General features: G+C 48.9%; 14 protein-coding genes, 1 other RNA gene and 1 pseudogene. 5 read left to right on the top strand and 11 right to left on the bottom strand.

The features are described from left to right. Positions 1–90: 90 nt before the first annotated feature. The 8 genes and pseudogenes from FP815_01890 to FP815_01925 all read right to left on the bottom strand — a co-directional run bounded on the left by FP815_01890 (position 91) and on the right by FP815_01925 (position 8,353). Positions 91–1,620, bottom strand: a pseudogene (locus tag FP815_01890) (ATP-binding protein). Between the two features lie 2 nt (positions 1,621–1,622). After that, positions 1,623–2,807 carry a hypothetical protein gene (locus FP815_01895; GenBank protein MBA3013686.1) on the bottom strand — a complete coding sequence of 395 codons (1,185 nt, stop codon included), beginning with the start codon at positions 2,805–2,807 and terminating at the stop codon, positions 1,623–1,625. Between the two features lie 169 nt (positions 2,808–2,976). After that, a complete protein-coding gene (locus FP815_01900) occupies positions 2,977–3,897 on the bottom strand; it encodes an ORF6N domain-containing protein (GenBank protein ID MBA3013687.1) in 921 nt (306 codons plus the stop codon). Continuing rightward, entirely contained in the window at positions 3,894–4,700 is an 807-nt protein-coding gene (gene dinD, locus FP815_01905; GenBank protein ID MBA3013688.1) for a DNA damage-inducible protein D, read from the bottom strand. Before dinD (FP815_01905) ends, FP815_01900 begins: the two co-directional genes overlap by 4 nt. Positions 4,701–4,805: 105 nt before the next feature. Then, complete coding sequence (gene dinD / locus FP815_01910) at positions 4,806–5,657, bottom strand: DNA damage-inducible protein D (protein ID MBA3013689.1); 852 nt, start codon at positions 5,655–5,657, stop codon at positions 4,806–4,808. A gap of 82 nt (positions 5,658–5,739) precedes the next feature. Continuing rightward, positions 5,740–7,335: a type I restriction-modification system subunit M gene (locus FP815_01915; protein MBA3013690.1), complete on the bottom strand. Its 1,596-nt coding sequence runs from the start codon at positions 7,333–7,335 to the stop codon at positions 5,740–5,742. A gap of 54 nt (positions 7,336–7,389) precedes the next feature. After that, complete coding sequence (locus tag FP815_01920; protein ID MBA3013691.1) at positions 7,390–7,773, bottom strand: GxxExxY protein; 384 nt, start codon at positions 7,771–7,773, stop codon at positions 7,390–7,392. Further along, entirely contained in the window at positions 7,760–8,353 is a 594-nt protein-coding gene (locus FP815_01925; GenBank protein MBA3013692.1) for a restriction endonuclease subunit S, read from the bottom strand. The genes FP815_01920 and FP815_01925 overlap by 14 nt, the downstream gene beginning before the upstream one ends. Positions 8,354–8,676: 323 nt before the next feature. On the opposite strand from FP815_01925, the gene FP815_01930 reads away from it, so the two are divergent. Further along, on the top strand, positions 8,677–8,913 hold the full coding sequence (locus tag FP815_01930; GenBank protein ID MBA3013693.1) for a hypothetical protein: 237 nt from the start codon (positions 8,677–8,679) through the stop codon (positions 8,911–8,913). Between the two features lie 69 nt (positions 8,914–8,982). Here FP815_01930 and ssrA read toward each other — a convergent pair. The 3 genes from ssrA to FP815_01945 all read right to left on the bottom strand — a co-directional run bounded on the left by ssrA (position 8,983) and on the right by FP815_01945 (position 11,701). Continuing rightward, positions 8,983–9,342, bottom strand: a transfer-messenger RNA (tmRNA) gene (ssrA, locus tag FP815_01935). Positions 9,343–9,386: 44 nt separating this feature from the next. After that, the gene (gene smpB, locus FP815_01940; GenBank protein MBA3013694.1) at positions 9,387–9,878 is read right to left on the bottom strand and encodes an SsrA-binding protein SmpB; all 492 of its coding nucleotides are present in this window, start codon (positions 9,876–9,878) and stop codon (positions 9,387–9,389) included. A gap of 11 nt (positions 9,879–9,889) precedes the next feature. Continuing rightward, positions 9,890–11,701: a type II/IV secretion system protein gene (locus FP815_01945; protein MBA3013695.1), complete on the bottom strand. Its 1,812-nt coding sequence runs from the start codon at positions 11,699–11,701 to the stop codon at positions 9,890–9,892. A 558-nt stretch (positions 11,702–12,259) separates the two neighbouring features. On the opposite strand from FP815_01945, the gene FP815_01950 reads away from it, so the two are divergent. The 4 genes from FP815_01950 to FP815_01965 all read left to right on the top strand — a co-directional run. Beyond that, positions 12,260–13,300, top strand: a complete 1,041-nt coding sequence (locus FP815_01950) for an HD domain-containing protein (protein MBA3013696.1) — start codon at positions 12,260–12,262, stop codon at positions 13,298–13,300. A 4-nt stretch (positions 13,301–13,304) separates the two neighbouring features. After that, entirely contained in the window at positions 13,305–14,312 is a 1,008-nt protein-coding gene (gene holB, locus FP815_01955; protein MBA3013697.1) for a DNA polymerase III subunit delta', read from the top strand. 53 nt (positions 14,313–14,365) lie between these two features. After that, positions 14,366–15,562, top strand: a complete 1,197-nt coding sequence (locus tag FP815_01960; protein MBA3013698.1) for a hypothetical protein — start codon at positions 14,366–14,368, stop codon at positions 15,560–15,562. Then, positions 15,559–16,714 (top strand): methionine--tRNA ligase (locus FP815_01965; GenBank protein ID MBA3013699.1); only part of this gene is annotated, 1,156 nt, incomplete at its 3' end. The genes FP815_01960 and FP815_01965, both read left to right, overlap by 4 nt.

Raw genomic sequence — 16,714 nt, forward strand, 5'->3', positions numbered from 1 at the left:
ACCTCATCATTCGGCGAAGCCGTTTTGGAACCACGAATGCACACCAATGGTTGAACCACGGAAGACACGGAAGGGCACGGGAGGAACAGGCTAAACATTTTGTTTTCTAATGATAAAGGTTCGCATTTCACCTATGGATTGTCCTAATTCATTGGTTGTGAATCTCTGGTTTTGAGTGTTTTCAGGATGATGAATTTGGTGTCGGATATATTCACTCGAAATTATCTGTATTTCCGAAACACTTCCGTTCCGCTCTTTTTTGTAAGCACGATTAGGCTTGCCGTTTTTGTAGTCAGTTAGCCACCCTTCACTTTCAATGTAGCCATACAATTCATTGTGATAACCATCGTCAGATTCGTTGAAGGCAAGGAAGTTTACTTCGTTAAGTGAGGGATAAGGCAAATTATGCTTTTCAATATTTACAATCTCTTTGGCCTGACTCCCTTTGATCAGCTTCAGGTGCTCAAAATTCAACATTTTGACAATCGCAGGGCTATGAGTCGTCAAAATGATTTGAGTGTGTTGGCTCTTCGACAGTTCAATGAAAGCATCAATGAGTTTTTTCTGATGATCAGGGTGCTGAGATGTTTCTGGCTCCTCAATTGCGTAAATAATATCAGAAACATTTTTTTCACTTCTTCTTCTCTCTGCCTCAGCCCTGAAAAAGTTTAGTAGAACAAGCCTTTTCACACCGCTTCCACGCTTATTTATCGGAATATCTTCATCCCCTGAAATAGAGACATTCTTGAAAACGTCTGCCCATTTTAGGCTTTCAACCAAAGGAATGACGGGATTCAGGCTGTTGGCAATTTCCGGATTCATCTCTTTCAGTTTTTCCAACGTCCGATCAGCTACCTCTTTAAGTTTAGAACCAACTTCTGTCGCTATTTGCTTGAGCGAAGATTGAATACTTGCGTCCTTCAAGATTTCTTGAACAGCCCACTTCATCGGGTCTTGTATCTCGCTGTCACCATCACTGTTCTTTCGATCAGATTGAAAGAGAGAATACAGCGGCATGTAGTTTTTGAGCTGGTCCCAAATATTCTTAGCGTCTTCTTTGGTTACATCTATTGTAACTTCGCTAAGTTGAAGATTGTCCGAATAATGCGCCCAAATGGCTTTGCGCATGACGGCATTTTTCTTTTCATCATCACAGGTAATCGAGTCTTTTTTAATGATCGACTGCAAGTCCTTCTGCTTTTTTAGAAGAAGGTCTGCGCAGGCTGGATTAGAGGGATGGTTTGCCTTTACAGACACTTTTTCCTTGCCAGCATTCGGGTAGATTTTGACGATCTCCAGCTTGCTGCGACTATTTAAGAGATATTCATCTTGAAGCGTCGTTCCGTTTGTGCTGTCAATCACCAAGCTGACCGGCAAATCCTCAAAAACGACAGCAATGCAGATATCATTATTTCCCTCTGCAAGCCCTTGTTTGTTGATATCTTCCTTATCCAGTTTTATGACTCCTTTGCCATCATTAAAGAACACATCAAGAGCCTCAAGCACCGTTGATTTTCCCACATCATTTTTCCCAACGAATACAGTCAGATTGTTGAAATCAATAGTGGTTTCATCTTTGTAACCACGAAAGTTTGATATTTAAATCTGTGATATTTTCATGATTACGCCTCCATGTATTGCTTAACGATTTCAGGTTTTACCCGCCACTCGCCCGTCAGCATTTTCTGCATCAGTCCGCGTTTCTGGTTTTTGTATTTATCTGCGAGCTGTTTCAGTAGTTCGATTTCCTGCTGGCAAACGGACAGAGTTTCAGCAATTTCTTTTTGTTCTTCGAGAGGAGGAACTGGAATCTTAATGCTCAGGAAATCTGGTATGCTTATCTGTTTCCCGTCCCGGATACCGATTACGGCGAGGTTCAAGTACTTCTCAATGAAGATGTAGGACTTAAAAAATAGCCGGTAAAAGTCACTGTTCAATTCAATTTTCGGTCTCAACACGGTATACGCAGGGCTGATGATCCCTTGGTAATTCGAGTATTCAATGCCTCCCTGGAATGAACGAAGACTTATCGCAAAATCTCCATGCTTTATGAGTTTATAGCTGGCTGTCGTACCATCGGGTGACATGACTCGGCCTTCCAACATGCTGCGAGGAATAACGCCACGATCTTGGGTAACCGACAGAAGCTCCTCATCGGGAAAATTCTTTTCTGTTATCGTGTCGAATATTTTCTTCGGTTTGATATGGGGCCAGGTATCGCACCGCTGGCTAATCAGTTTTTGAATCTGGCCCTTTAAGCGGGCTTCTTTCGCCTGAATCAACCGTTCGGTTTTCTCGATGGCCTCATCCCAGGTGGACAGCAGATCGGCAATGGCCTTTTGTTCGGGAAGTGGAGGGAGAAGAACCGGAATAATTCCAACCAAGCCAAGGTTTAGGTTCCCCTGTCCACTACTATTGCTTAACGCTCTGATATTTGTGTAATTGAACAGCAAATACTGGAAAATGTACCAGCTGTCGCATTGCTCGCCACAAACGATCGTTGCGGCATTCTGGTTTGTGCAGGCTTCAAAATTCAAATACCCGACTTGGCCACGTGTCTTTCCCTGTCCGATCATACCGAGAAGAATTGTATTTTGGGGAACCATCTTTGCTGATGATTTTTTCAATCCCTCTTCCGTGATCCATTCATCTATATCTTGCTTATTTATGATGCAGTTCTGAATTTGCGTTGTCTTTACCCATGGTACATTGCCATCCCAGTATGCAGGGTTTGTCCGTGAAGGTGTGCCGCCTGAAGAAATGTCTGCGATGTCTCCAAGAACAACCCGTTTATGCTTAACACTCATCGCTGAATCTCCTTGAGCCAAGCGGCTTCGCCGAATGATGAGGTATGAGGGCTAAGTGCTGAATTCATTTTCAACCGCGAAACACGCGAAAATCGCGAAAGCAAGTCGCTAACTTTTCGTGTATTTCGCGCCTTTCGCGGTTCCAAAAAATATTGGTGTAAATTCGTGTTCATTCGTGGCTTCCTCCCAGCTTTTTAAGCATCTCAACCGCTCCAACTTCAAATTTTGAGAAGGCAAACCACTTTTTGCCGAGATCTTTTAAAGACGCTCCAATGTGGTAAATTTCCTCTTCATCAATAATCAGGAAGCGGTCGTGTGCTTTTTTGAAAACTTCAATAATTATTGGCGGGTATTGTTCATTGTGTTTTTTTAGATCCAAAGCAAGCTGTTTTGAAATGGTTTTACTATATACGGTTGCCTGCACGCCTTTTTTGCGTTTGCCGAGAAGCGTCAGGACAGAATCATCGACATAATTGTCAATGAGAACCAGACTACTCTTTGCCTTGCTGATGAGATCTGCGAAAAAGACGTAGGCGTCATAAACCTGTCCATCATAGAAGATTCCCTGCTTGGGCAATTCTCCAGCTTCCAAAGCATGAAATATTTTCTCGAAATTCTTTTCTGTAGCGGATTCAAAGGTGATCTGCCGACGCTCTACCGAATCCAGTCGGGCAAAAACATTGGCGTTATGCTGGAGAAATCGCCGCATTTCTACAAAGGCATTGATAATCTGAATACTGGCTTTAATGGCGGTTTCACTTCGCAGAACGGCGGAAAGCATGGACACCCCCTGTTCGGTGAAGACATAGGGAAGGTACCTTCTACCTCCGTGCCCACTTGAAGTCACAATTTGTGATCTTAAGTCGGACCGGTCGCAATTTGCGACCAGTTGTTGTTTCTCCTCCACTGTGATCTGAAACCTGAAAGCTTCAGGGAAACGATCAATATTTCGTTTAACGGCTTGGTTGAGCACTCTGGTTTCAACTCCGTAGACGGTTGCCAAATCCTGGTCGAGCATCACCTGAATTCCTCGAACGGTGAAAATCATTTTTTGAAGATTTTCCATTGGCGCAAGCTCTTGCTTGTTCATCTTTCCACTTCCAATACTAGGCAATTTGTCTGTCCTTCGGGAGGCAGTTCTTCCGGTTTAATGCCGCGCTCATCCAGCATATTGCGGACGCTGGTGTTGTTTTGAACATGTTCGCCGGTGATTGCAGGTTCACCTTGCAGATCATTCTGGCGGACATTGTGATTGGTGATTTCCGTTGCCAGATTTTTCGCTGCAATGGTCACGGTTGGTAGAAAGTCTGCTAAGGGGCGATTGGAAGGTATGGCAAGTTTGTCTTTCATCCGGGCGGTGGTATTTCCGCCGAACAGGGCAGCATCACCTTTGGAACGGATTCGCCCGAAGCCCTGATCATCGACACCTCGCTCATAAATATTTCGAGAAAGTTCCGTTTCCGATTCGGTCAATTTCTGCCTGGCCTGAAGGCGTTCTTGCAAGCGCAGCCGTTCTTCAATCAGCTCCTGTTTTCGTGTCTGCACCGCGAAATAGGTCTGGGCAAAGGCAATGGCTTCCTTGCGAGGGTCGCCGTTCTGGGCAATCAGGTAACAGGCATAACGGGTGAGCATGATGTCCTCAACCGGACGCTCCGCCCCGGAACCGATCTGGACCATTTTCGTGACGCCACGAAAATGGTTGGCAACCACCCCGCCTGAGGTCTCACAAGCAATGGATGCTTTGTGGATGACTTTGCTGAAATTTTCCCATCGGTCATACCCGAGAGTTATCATAATCTCTCTTGCATACCAAAACTCTGTTGATTCATCAGGAATCTGGCGAACGAGAGCATCAAATGAGATTGTCAGTTTGGTAATCGTATTTTTATCCATTTGATAATCCCCATTTTCTAAACCCCTCGAATTCGATAGGTTTAAAACATTTTTGTGAATTTCGTGCCTTTCGTGGCTCCCTAAACCATTGGTGTAAATTCGTGTTCATTCGTGGTTACCTCCCAACTGTTTCTTCGTCTGCCGTTCCAGCTTCTTCAGATCTTCATCCGGTGTTGGCAGGTCTTCCGGCATGGTGCCGCCCAGCTCTTCGATGGTCTGACGCACTTTCTTACCGACCTCAAAATGGGTTGTATTGGCTTTGGTTTTGCCCTGAATATTTTCCCGGCGGAGTTTTTCTTCGGTTTGTGTGGCACGAAAGAGGTTGGCGGCCAGTTCTGTGCTGCCCATGTTATCCAAAATCTGCTGGCTCTTTTTCAGCCCTTTATGCTGATGAATACCCTTGGCATCCAATCCGCCGTAAAGTCCCTTGTAACCGTGGTTCTGGAAGATGGCAAAATCCAGATTGGATTCCACACCGGCCTGCTGCGCAGCTTCGACCAGCATTTTGTTGTGCTCCTTCATCTCATTGCGGAGAAACAGCCGCTTTTCATCCTCTTTCAGGCGCTGAAAGGCTTCATTGTCGGATAGTTCCTGACGTCGGGTCTGGATGGCGAAATAGGTCTGTCCGTTGGCAATGACCGGTTTGGATGGGTCGCCATTCTGGACGATCAGGTAACAGGCGTAGCGGGAGAGGGCGTAGGACTCCATCTTGCGTTCAGCCCCGGAGCCAATCAGGACCATCTCGTGCATCTCCACGAAATGATCCGACACCGGCTGGTCACTGTTGGCACAGGCCTTTTTGGCCTTTTCAATCACCGGCAGAAAATTTCTGAACTCCGCATAATCCAGTATCTTGCCAAGCCGTCTTGCCAGCCAGAACTCTGAACCGTCATTTCCGGTCTGTTTGATATTCTCAAACGTCTGATGATGCCGCTTTTCTATGTTTTTATTACTCATGACCAGCCTCCCGCACTGACCATTTTCCTGACGTCAGGAAAATGGTTCGACTGTATTCGTGTAATTTGGTGTGCATTCATGGTTACATCTGAATCTGCTGTAATTTTTCTGCCATCTGCTTGCGGACTTCTGCCAGCTCTTTTTCCAGATCATCAATTTCCACCTGCACCGCGTCGATGTCGATTTCCTCTTCCTCTTCAAAGGTGTCCACATAGCGGGGAATATTGAGGTTGAAGTCGTTTTCCTTGATCTCGGCGAACTCGGCCACATGGGCGTATTTTTCTTCTTCAGCCCGGGCGGCGTAGGTCTCCATGATTTTGGCCAGATGCGCCTCTGAGAGGGTGTTCTGATTCTTATTCGAGACAAACTCGCGGCTGGCATCGACAAAGAAGACGTTCTTGCATTCTTCTCGAACGCCGCCTTTTTCACGGGAGCGGTCAAAAACCAGAATCGCCACCGGGATATTGGTGGTCGGAAACAGATTGCCCGGCAAGCCGATCACGGCGTCCAACAGGTTTTCCTCGATCATTTTCTCGCGGATACGTCCTTCGGCTGCCCCTCGGAACAACACGCCATGGGGAACCACCACAGCAACACGGCCTTGCTTTTCAAGGGCGGTTTCCACCATGTGGCTGATGAAGGCCCAGTCGCCTTTGCTCTTGGGCGGGACGCCGCGCCAGAAGCGATTGTACTGATCGCTCTCGGCATTCTCGGCACCCCATTTATCCAGCGAAAACGGTGGATTGGCCACCACGCAGTTGAATTTCATGAGCCGGTCATTTTTCACCAGCAGCGGACTGTTCAGGGTGTCGCACCACTCAACCCGGGCGCTGTCAAAGCTGTGCAGGAACATGTTCATCCGGCAGAGCGCCCATGTGCTGCCGTTGGACTCCTGTCCAAAGAGGGCAAAGTTGCGACCTGCCTGTACATCGCTACCCGCTTGTTTAGCGACTTCGGCAGCAGCCTGAACCAAAAGGCCGCCCGATCCGCAGGCCGGGTCACAAATACGATCGCCCGGTTTGGGTCCTGCCAGCTTGGCCACCAGCTCAGTCACCTTCAGCGGGGTAAAGAACTCTCCGGCCTTCTTTCCGGAGTCGGAGGCAAAGCGCTCAATCAGGTAGATGTAGGTGTTCCCGATGACATCCTCGGAAACGAGGCTGGGCTTCATGCTAAGCTGTGGCTTGTTAAAATCTTCCAGCAAGGTTTTAAGGCGCTTATTGCGATCTTTCGTCCGCCCGAGGTTAACCTCGCTGTTGAAGTCGATATTACGGAATACGCCTTCCAATTTGGCCTTGTTGCTCTCTTCAATATGGTCGAGAACGATGTTGATCAGCTCACCGATGTTGGCGGCGGACCGGCGTTCATACAGGCTGTAATAGGTGGCGGGGAATTCATCCAGAACCGTCTCTTCGCCGGTCTTTTCATTCTTTTCGGTGAGTAACACCTGCGGGAGAACAAAACGTTCACGCTCGAGCTTGCGGCGGATACGGACATCGTCATCGCCATACTGCTTCTGATACTCTTCGTAGTGGTCCTGCCATACATCAGAGATGTATTTCAAAAACAGCATCACGAGGATGTAGTCTTTGTACTGCGCCGGATCAACAACGCCCCGGAAGGTGTCACACGCCGCCCATGCCGCGTTGTTAATGTCTTTCTGATCAATCTTGTTCATAATGATGCTCCTTAATAATTTTTAACCACGAATGGACACTAATTTTCACGAATGGGGTTAGAGAACAATTCGCTCCCATTCCAGTTTTGCATGCTTAAAATTCAGTAATAGCCCGACTCGCAGACCCGTTATTTTGAGATAATTGATTAATTGTGCTCTTTCATTGTTGCCGATCGCTTCGATGATTTTGGCATCTATCACAATCTGATCAAAGGCGATCAGGTCGGGAATGTATTCTCCAACCTGAATGGTTTTGTAGATGACCGGGAAACGAGCTTGTTGCTTGTAGGGAATACCTTTCAATCCAAACTCAACGACCAATGCATTTTCATATGGTTTTTCCAGCAAGCCATGCCCAAGCGTGTTCAATATCTCCATGGCACAACCCACAATCTGATACACCTCATCTTTCAGTAATAATTCGTGTTTATTCGTGTCCATTCGTGGTTCCTTTTGCAAACTGCATTAGCAGTGTTGAAATGTATTGTTCCCGCTTGTCGGCCAGCGTATGAAGCAGGGTTTGTTCTCTCGCGATAAGCGTGGCCAGCTCTACGATGTTTTTCTGCTTTTCCAGGCTTGGCAGCGCCACCTCCAGATCTTCAATTGCCTGCTTGCTGATCATTTTCTGAACCGTCCCCTTGGCCCGGCTGGTCAAAAAAATCTGCGCATCCCGCTGGCTGATGTACCAGTTCAGATACTCGGGCAAAATCTTGTCCGGCTTGGTCACCCTTATCCTTAATAAAGGAGCGGCGACAACTGCCTTGCCCGGATCTTCAAGAAGAACCGCTGCTGTGGTCACATGACCGCGAGACCTGAATACCAGATCGCCTCTTTGCGCGAGGTGGTGCTCTTTCATGGCCTCCATATTGATTCTGACCAAATCATCACAGCCGACCGTGTTGTCATCCAGAAGATCCTTCATCTGAATAACTGCAACTCCGCCATCTTCAGAGGCTTCGAGACGAGACCTGAACGAATATCCCATCTGCACGGTTGCCATTTTTTTTATTTTCATCTTCATTTAATCACCTTGCAATATGCTGTAATGTTATTTCTGCATAATATGTGAATATGCGAGATGTTTGTCAACCACAATTTGCAAAAATACCATTTCTGCACTTTTGGCGCCATTTGCCGGAGGCAATCCGTTCCGCATTATGGCCAAGGTTATAATGGTACAGCCAAACGGGCCTGATCAAGTCGTTCGACAGTCCGATAGACCCGGATACTGGACGGTAAGTAATACCAAATGAGGAAGATTCAAAAAAGTGTGGGTAAATCCCGACACGTTCTCTGTTTCTCCGGCAAGTAAGGTGCAGAGAAACCAGAACACAGGAGAACCTGATGGATATTAATGATTTGTTTGACGGTATTACTGAGGCGTTTCGGCAGTATCAGGCGGAAATAGCGGAGCAGACACAGGCTTCCGCCAACCAGGCTCCCGCTGGACTTGAGTTGGAAACAGCAGCTGAGAAAACGGAGAACAAAGTGGCAACAGAGAAGAGAGAAGAAGGAAATTTCCCGAAACGGGAGCGATTTAGAAGCATTCGGCTGAATGCTCAACTCGACGTAAGTCTCTAATTTATAAAAAGATAAAAACCGATCCCGCGTGCCGGACTCGGCAACAGGATCGGTTTGTTTAAAATTGATTGGTGGAGGCGCCGGGAGTTGAACCCGGGTCCGAAAATACTCCCCCTCAAGCGTCTACATGCGTGTTCCTGATTAATTGCTTATCGCGCCTCAGCCCTTCCAGGACCAAAAGGCTTTTAGCGCTATCCAGCTAAGTTTCGCCAGGCGGCGGCAGGAGCACCGGGAGGCTATCCCATGAAGTCGGCGTCCGCATCCCACCCCATGGGAGAGGGCAAGAGAAGACGGTAGCAGTGATTAAGCTGCTACGGCGTAATTATAGTCGTCTGCGACTGTGTTTATGTTCAACCTGTTTAACGAGTGTGAAGAGAACTCGGCATGCAGCCTGGGCTTATGTACCCCCGTCGAAACCGTTTCGCCCCCATAGTGTTAAGTTTGTGTGATGTAACCGGCAATATCGATCTTGTTTACTTACTGAATCTGTTGCCTTTGTTGAGTCGGTTCAACTCCCGATCGTTTTCCCGCTGTTTGATGGAATCGCGTTTGTCGTAGAGTTTTTTACCGCGGGCCAGACCTAACGCCACCTTGGCCTTGCCGTTAGCCTTAAAGTATATCCTTAAAGGGATTAAGGCAACCCCCTTTTCCTTGACCTTGCCGATTAATTTCTTGATCTCGCTTCTGCGAAGTAAGAGTTTGCGTGGCCTCATCGGGTCAGGAGCTGAGTTGGTAGTGAAGGCGTAAGGTGTGATGTGCACATTATAGAGGAAGACCTCGTCTTTGACGATTTTGGCGTAGCCATCACCGAGATTGGTCTTGCCCTCACGCAGGGATTTGACTTCCGGGCCAAGAAGGGAAATGCCTGCCTCGATGGTTTCTTCAATGAAAAAGTCATGGGTTGCCTTTCTGTTGGAACCAATAACTTTGCCGGGTGTTGGTGTTTTCTTGGGATGTTTGGTCATAACATGTGCTCTCAACAGGATCCAGTGATCCTGATAGCTTCCTCGTAAGTCGTGATGCCCTTTGTGATTTTTTGCCAGGCATCGGTCATCAGCGGAGTCATCCCTTCGCGGATGGCCATGGTCCTGATTTCTGACACTGGGGCGTTGATGCTGGTCATTTGCTTGATTGATTCACTCATGGGGAAGATTTCGAAGATGCCGCAGCGCCCAAGGTACCCTGTCCCCCGGCATTGCTGGCACCCCTTGCCCCGTTTCAGAGTTAGGGGACCGCTGGGGGGGGATGGGAATCCGAAGCCGCCGAGTTCACTGGCATCAATGATAAAGTCCTCGATACAGTGAGGGCAAATGGTTCTCACCAGGCGTTGAGCCATGGCTCCGAGCAGGGTTGAGGCAATTAAGAACGGCTGCAGGCCGAGATCGGTCAGCCGAGTGATGCTCGATACGGCGTCGTTAGTGTGCAGGGTAGAGAAGACTAAATGTCCGGTTAGCGCTGCCTGGACGGCATAGTGGGCGGTGTCAAGGTCGCGGATCTCACCGATCATGATGATATCCGGGTCTTGACGGAGGATGTTGCGCAGGATGGTTGAAAACGTTACATCGGCTGAGCTTTGCACCGAAATCTGGTTGAACTCCTCATGAATCATCTCCACCGGGTCTTCGACAGTAATGATGTTTTTTTCGGGGGTGGCGATGTTCTTGAGGGTGGAATACAGTGTTGTCGATTTGCCACTGCCGGTGGGGCCGGTGACCAGTACCAGTCCATGAGGGGCAGAGATGAAGTCCTGGTAAATGGCAAGATCATGAGCGGAAAAGCCGATATGGGTGAGATCCTGGAATAGAATGTGGGGGTCAAGAATTCGGAGTACCGCCTTTTCGCCAAAAGCTACCGGGACTGTGGATACCCGGATCTCTGCTTCATCTCCGCTGCGGTTGACTTTGATCCTGCCGTCCTGCGGGCGTCGTTTTTCGGCAATATCAAGCCTTGACAGGGATTTGATCCGGGAAATGAGGGCAGGGTGCACTACCTTGGGCAGATTGTAGATGGTGTGCAGGACTCCGTCGATCCGTAGCCGGATGACGCTGGTGTTACGTTTTGGTTCGATGTGGATATCACTTGCCCGCTGTTCAAAGGCGTAATTAAAAAGATGATCTACTGCTCCCTTGATGTGTTGGTCCGAGGAGGCGATCTCAGCTGACGAGGAGATGTTGACATACTGTTCGAGGTTGCCCAAGTCAACTTCCGGGCCTTTGAGGTTGGTCTCAGCAGCTGAGATCGAGGACTGGAACCCGAAAAATTCGCCTAGGATTTTCTGGATATCACTCTTGGTGGTGAGGTGAGGCTGAATTTTGATTTGGTTGGCTCGTTCGATATCCTGCAACAGTTGGATATTTGCTGGGTCATAGATGGCTACGTCCAGGACGCCGTTTTTGATCGCAAAGGGTAAGAGCAGATGCTTTAAGGCAAAGGGTTGGGGGATGGTCTTGGTGACCGTCTTTAGATCAAGTTCCAGGGGGTCGAGTTTCTTGAATGGCAGGTTTTGGTCTTTACCGACCTGGCGGATGATGGTCTCTTCGGTTAGCTCCTGTCCCGGTGACGCCTTAATGTCAAAGTGTAGGGAGACGATAATATCGATTAAGTCCGGAGGGGTGGTCCTTTGCTTGTTGGTCGTTTGCTGCTGGCGGAGCAATTTGGTCCGTTGTTGATGCTTCTTGATGGTGATCTGCTCTATCTGTTGTGCTGTGAGCAGGCCATGGGCCTTGAGTAGGTCCAAGAGGTAGGCTTCGTTATGAATTGAGGGGTGGCCGGGTGTTGTTGGTTGCATGGATTGCCATTGACGGTGATGCGAATGTCTTCGGTGCCGGGGACATGGTGGAAGAGAGGATCATTTGCCGGCAGCATAAACTTAAGTTAAGGACTCAGGTGGGTTGCCCTATTGAATCAGTTAGTATCATACTATGAATTTCAATATTTTTCTCGGTAAAATTCTTTTCCGGGGAGAAGTCCATTATCTTCCGTTTCCATATTGGCATATATGGTTTATATGTATTAGCCTTGCGTGCTGATCTTTTGTGTCCTAACCAGCTCTTGGTTGCAGGGGAACATTGATGGCGTCGCAAAAAGTGCGATCTACTGCGTCCCCGTCCAACACCAGCGGGGATTGAACTGAATTGCGTGGCGGTTTTGCTCGTTCGGCATACCATATGTATGGCCTCACTCACAAAACACACCCCGCTCCTTGTATATCGCACCTTTTGCTTAGCCATTCCCGGACTTTTTGCGAGATTGTCAACATTAGCACGATGTAATCCATATAATTATCGTAATTTGGGGTAGATTGTCAGGCTGCAACTCAATGTTAATTTGGCACATGTGATGTTCCATGACTCTTGAAAAAAATCTTTTTGTTACCGATATCCAGGATAACCAGGAGGTAAAGGGTCTCTTTCTGGTTAAAATGGCGCGTTTGTCCGAAACCAAAGCCGGCAAACCGTTTTTAACTCTTGAGTTGATGGATCGGACAGGAGAGATTTTGGGCAGGGTCTGGGATAATGCCGAACGGCTGGCCTCTGTCTGTCCTGGTGGGTCAGTGGTGATGATCAGTGGCCGGGCTCAGTCGTATAAAGGAGTCCTGCAGCTGAGTGTGAACGGCGTTGAAGGCATAATTGTTGAAGGTGCGGACTGGGGGCTGTTTATTCCTGCGACGTCGGCTGATATCGAGGTGATGGCCGCTGAACTCATTGCCCTGATTAAGAAAATTGAAGATAAGGATATCCGGAGACTCTTGCAGGCCATAGTCAAGGATCAACCTTTATGGGCAGCATTCAGAACGGCTCCGGCGGCGAAGACCATGCATCACGCCTATATCGGTGGGCTCCTTGAGCATACCTTGGGGTTGTGCCGTCTGGCCTGTTCGGTGTGTGTTCTTTATCCGGCGCTTAATAAGTCGTTGTTGTTGGCCGGGGCCATTCTCCATGACCTGGGCAAGATTAAAGAATTTTCATTTGACGTGCCGCCTTTCGATTATTCCGAGCAGGGCAGGTTGCTTGGACATATGACGATTGCCCTGGATATTATTCAGCAGAAGTTATCCGGATTGCGTGATTTCCCCGAGCGCACCGCGACTATGATTAAGCATCTGGTGGTTAGCCATCATGGGAGTCATGAGTTTGGCTCGCCTGTATTGCCGATGATTCGTGAAGCCTTTGTTTTGAATTTTCTTGACGATCTTGATGCCAAGATGAATTATCTCGATCGGTTGAGTAGTCAAACACCTGTCGGGGAGTATCAGTTTACGGAGTATCAGCGGAATATGGCGCGGTTCCTCTTTGTCACCGGTCATCCGGCTCAGAGTGATGAGAGGTCCGAGTCCGAGACCGTTCAGACAGAGGAGGGGCAGCGTCAACCCTCACTTTGGGGTTAGCGCCATGGCCCTGATCCGGTTTTATGATATCGCAGGACAAGATAAGGCCAAGCGATTGTTACGCCTTGCCTCTGAACGTCGTAAGATCAGTCATGCCTATATGTTCCAGGGGCCTGCCGGGGTAGGGAAGAAGATGACTGCCAGGGCTTATGCTGCCTTCCTTCTCTGTCTGGGGGTCGAAGATCGGGACGATAGTTGCGGCCAGTGCCCGTCCTGTCGAAAGATAGCTTCGGGAAATCATCCCGATTTTTTGGTGATTGAGCCGGATGGCGTTCAGATCAAAATCGATCAGATCCGGGCATTAAAAAAGGAATTGTCCTATCCGCCGGTGGAGGGAGGTTGGCGTGTAGTGCTGCTCGCTGATATCCACCTGACCATGGCTCGGGCGGAAGTGGCAAACAGTCTGCTCAAAACCTTGGAAGAGCCTCCTGCCCAGACTGTCTTTATCTTGACCGCAGTTGAGGCTGCGGGTATTTTACCCACCATTGTTTCTCGGTGTCAGGTGGTCCCTTTTTATCCCTTAGCCTTCGATATTGTGGCAGCGGCCTTGTTGGTCTCAGGTGATGTGTCTGCTGAGCGAGCACGCACTCTGGCCTCCATTGCTGAGGGCAGTCTTGGCAGGGCAATGGAGTTGGCTAGCACTGAGCTGCTTGAGGTTCGGAAGAGTATCGCCGAGGGGTTGACTGGAATCACACCTGCCCAGTCTGGGGCGGTGGAGCGGGTCTTTGCCTTGGCCGAGCGGGCTGCCGTGGCCAAAGATGAATTGGAGAACTTGCTGGAGCTGTTGATCTTTTGGGTGAAGGATTTGATGGTACAAGGGGCTGGTGGACCAGTCGAGGCCCTGGTCAACCAGGATTTGTGTCATCTTGGTGATGAGGCTGGCCGAAGGTGGAATTTTTCGCAGCTCGGCGAGCGGCTTACCATGATCCGGCAAGCGCAGAAGCAGTTGCGTCACAACTGTAACCGGGCGTTTGTCTGTGAGGTTTTGTTTTGGAAGTTCGTGCAGTTATAGATGCTGATTACCCCCGTAGTTGAAGGCAAAGATATTGTTTAAGGTGTTGATATATGGATGAACCTAAGGAAGAGGTTGTTGAGAGCGATTTGCCGGAGATAGCAGCGGCAACGGAACAGTTGAAGTTATATCATCTCAGTTTCAGGAAAAAGCTGCAGCCTAAGGCAGCCTCTTCAAAAATTTTGGACTTGGTCGCCGGCGAGCTTGTTATGGTCCACACTGATCATGGGCTGGAACCTGCTTATGTTTGTGGCAGTGGGATTGAACTGACTCCGATTAATCCTGGAAAAAAGGCAGACTTGTTGCCTATTCTCAGGAGAGCCAATAATGATGAAGTCTCTCGGTATCATAATTTAATTCAGCGTGAAACAGAGGCAAAGACCTATTGCCAGCGAAGAATTCAGGATTTAGGTTTGGAAATGAAACTGCTTCAGGTGGAGCGCTTCTTTAATGGCAGCAAGGTTATCTTCTATTTTAGCGCTGAGACACGAGTGGATTTTCGTGATTTGGTCAAGTCCTTGGTTCAAGAGTTCCGTACCCGGGTAGAGATGCGGCAGATTGGAGTTCGGCATGAAACTCAGATGCTGGGTGGTATTGGCTGCTGTGGCCGGGAATTATGTTGTGGTCTGTTTATGAAAGATTTTTCCCCTGTTTCGATCAAGATGGCCAAGGAACAGGATCTGCCTTTAAATCCGGCCAAAATATCGGGTGTCTGTAATCGCTTGCTCTGCTGTTTGACCCATGAGTACGAGACCTATAAGGCGCTGAAAAAGGGGATGCCTAAGGTTGGCCGGGTCATCACTTTTGAGGAGCGGCCGTTTAAGGTCACCCAGTGTAAGACCTTAGATGGTAAGGTGACCGTGACATCAGTTGATACTCCAGGAGATACCAGGGTGTTAACCCGTGATGAATGGGAAAAGGGGATTTCGGCAGTCAAGGAGAAACTGCCTTCTGAAGATCGTCAAGAGGCGAAAAAGCCTACTGCCCCACCCGTGGACGCAAAAACTCCAGCGTCAATAGCTGCCCCGGCGGGAAAGCTATCGTCATCCGGCAAACACCATCCTCGCGCTAAACAGCCGGCGCTGGGTAAATCTCCCCAGTCCCAAAAGCCTCTTGCCGGTAGGACCCCAGGCGAAAAGCCTCAGGGAGGAAAACCCGAGCCAGCCAGGACTGAAGGGGCAAAGCCCAGTGGGGGTAAGTCGCATCGTTCACGGAGATCCCGGGGGTCGAAAAAAGGAAAGACGCCATGACAGTGTATGTAACAACCCCGATTTTTTATGTTAATGCCGAGCCCCATTTGGGGCATGCCTATACCACCATTGTCGCTGACACCTACAGTCGATTTCAGCGTCTGGCAGGGCATGAGGTCCGGTTCCAGACTGGAACGGATGAGCATGGTGACAAGATTGCTGCCGCGGCCGCTGCTGCAGGCGTTACTCCCCAGGAGTATGCCGACAGGATCAGCGGGATGTTTCGGCAAGTGACGGGGCCGCTGCAGATCAGTTTCGATACCTTTATTCGCACCACTGATCCCGCCCATAAGCAGGTGGTGCAGGCAGTGTTGCAAAAATTGTATGACCAGGGCGATATCGTTCTGAGTGAATATGCGGGGCTCTATTGCCAGGGCTGCGAGCGGTTTCTGACCGAAAAGGAACTGGTGGGAGGACTCTGCCCTGATCACCAGAAGGCGCCGACAGCCATCACCGAGCAAAATTATTTTTTTAAGATGAGCCGGTATCAGCAGTGGCTGCTGGAGCATATCAACGCTAATCCGGGATTTATCACTCCGGAGCGTTATCGTAATGAGGTCCTTTCTTTTTTGAGCGAGCCCCTGGAAGATCTATGTATCTCCCGGCCAACAGCGCGTTTGACCTGGGGTATTCCTCTGCCCTTTGACCAGAATTTTGTCACTTATGTCTGGTTCGATGCTCTGATCAACTATCTGAGCGGTATTGGCTATCGACCCGATGGGGAGTCGAGTCCTGATTTTTCTCGTTTCTGGCCGGTGTCAGAGCATGTGGTGGCCAAGGATATCCTCAAGCCTCACGCCATTTATTGGCCGACCATGCTTCAGGCTATGAGGGTCGGTCCTTACTCGAAGTTGCATGTTCATGGGTATTGGAATGTCAACGATACCAAGATGTCGAAGAGCATCGGCAATGTGATCAAGCCACTGGATCTGGTATCTTCGTATGGTGGCGATGCAGTGCGCTATTTTCTGCTCAGGGAGATGTCTTTCGGGCTTGATTCCTCCTTTTCTGCAGAGGCCATTGATGCACGCTATAACTCAGATCTTGCCAATGATCTAGGTAACTTGGTGAGTAGAACTCTGGCGATGGTTCAGAAGTTTACCTCAGGGCAGATTCCTTCCCCGCACGGTGAAGAGACCGACCTTGATCAAC

This window comes from Desulfobulbaceae bacterium (assembly GCA_013792005.1).
In the GTDB taxonomy this organism is placed as follows: Bacteria; Desulfobacterota; Desulfobulbia; order Desulfobulbales; family VMSU01; genus VMSU01.

Bases quoted from the DNA above. Each gene is read 5' to 3' on its own strand.
- dinD (MBA3013688.1), bottom strand. From the start codon at position 4,700: ATGGATAAAAATACGATTACCAAACTGACAATCTCATTTGATGCTCTC.
- FP815_01920 (MBA3013691.1), bottom strand. From the start codon at position 7,773: ATGGACACGAATAAACACGAATTATTACTGAAAGATGAGGTGTATCAG.
- dinD (MBA3013689.1), bottom strand. From the start codon at position 5,657: ATGAGTAATAAAAACATAGAAAAGCGGCATCATCAGACGTTTGAGAAT.
- FP815_01900 (MBA3013687.1), bottom strand. From the start codon at position 3,897: ATGAACAAGCAAGAGCTTGCGCCAATGGAAAATCTTCAAAAAATGATT.
- FP815_01950 (MBA3013696.1), top strand. From the start codon at position 12,260: ATGACTCTTGAAAAAAATCTTTTTGTTACCGATATCCAGGATAACCAG.
- FP815_01930 (MBA3013693.1), top strand. From the start codon at position 8,677: ATGGATATTAATGATTTGTTTGACGGTATTACTGAGGCGTTTCGGCAG.
- FP815_01960 (MBA3013698.1), top strand. From the start codon at position 14,366: ATGGATGAACCTAAGGAAGAGGTTGTTGAGAGCGATTTGCCGGAGATA.
- FP815_01895 (MBA3013686.1), bottom strand. From the start codon at position 2,807: ATGAGTGTTAAGCATAAACGGGTTGTTCTTGGAGACATCGCAGACATT.
- smpB (MBA3013694.1), bottom strand. From the start codon at position 9,878: ATGACCAAACATCCCAAGAAAACACCAACACCCGGCAAAGTTATTGGT.
- FP815_01945 (MBA3013695.1), bottom strand. From the start codon at position 11,701: ATGCAACCAACAACACCCGGCCACCCCTCAATTCATAACGAAGCCTAC.
- holB (MBA3013697.1), top strand. From the start codon at position 13,305: ATGGCCCTGATCCGGTTTTATGATATCGCAGGACAAGATAAGGCCAAG.
- FP815_01925 (MBA3013692.1), bottom strand. From the start codon at position 8,353: ATGAAGATGAAAATAAAAAAAATGGCAACCGTGCAGATGGGATATTCG.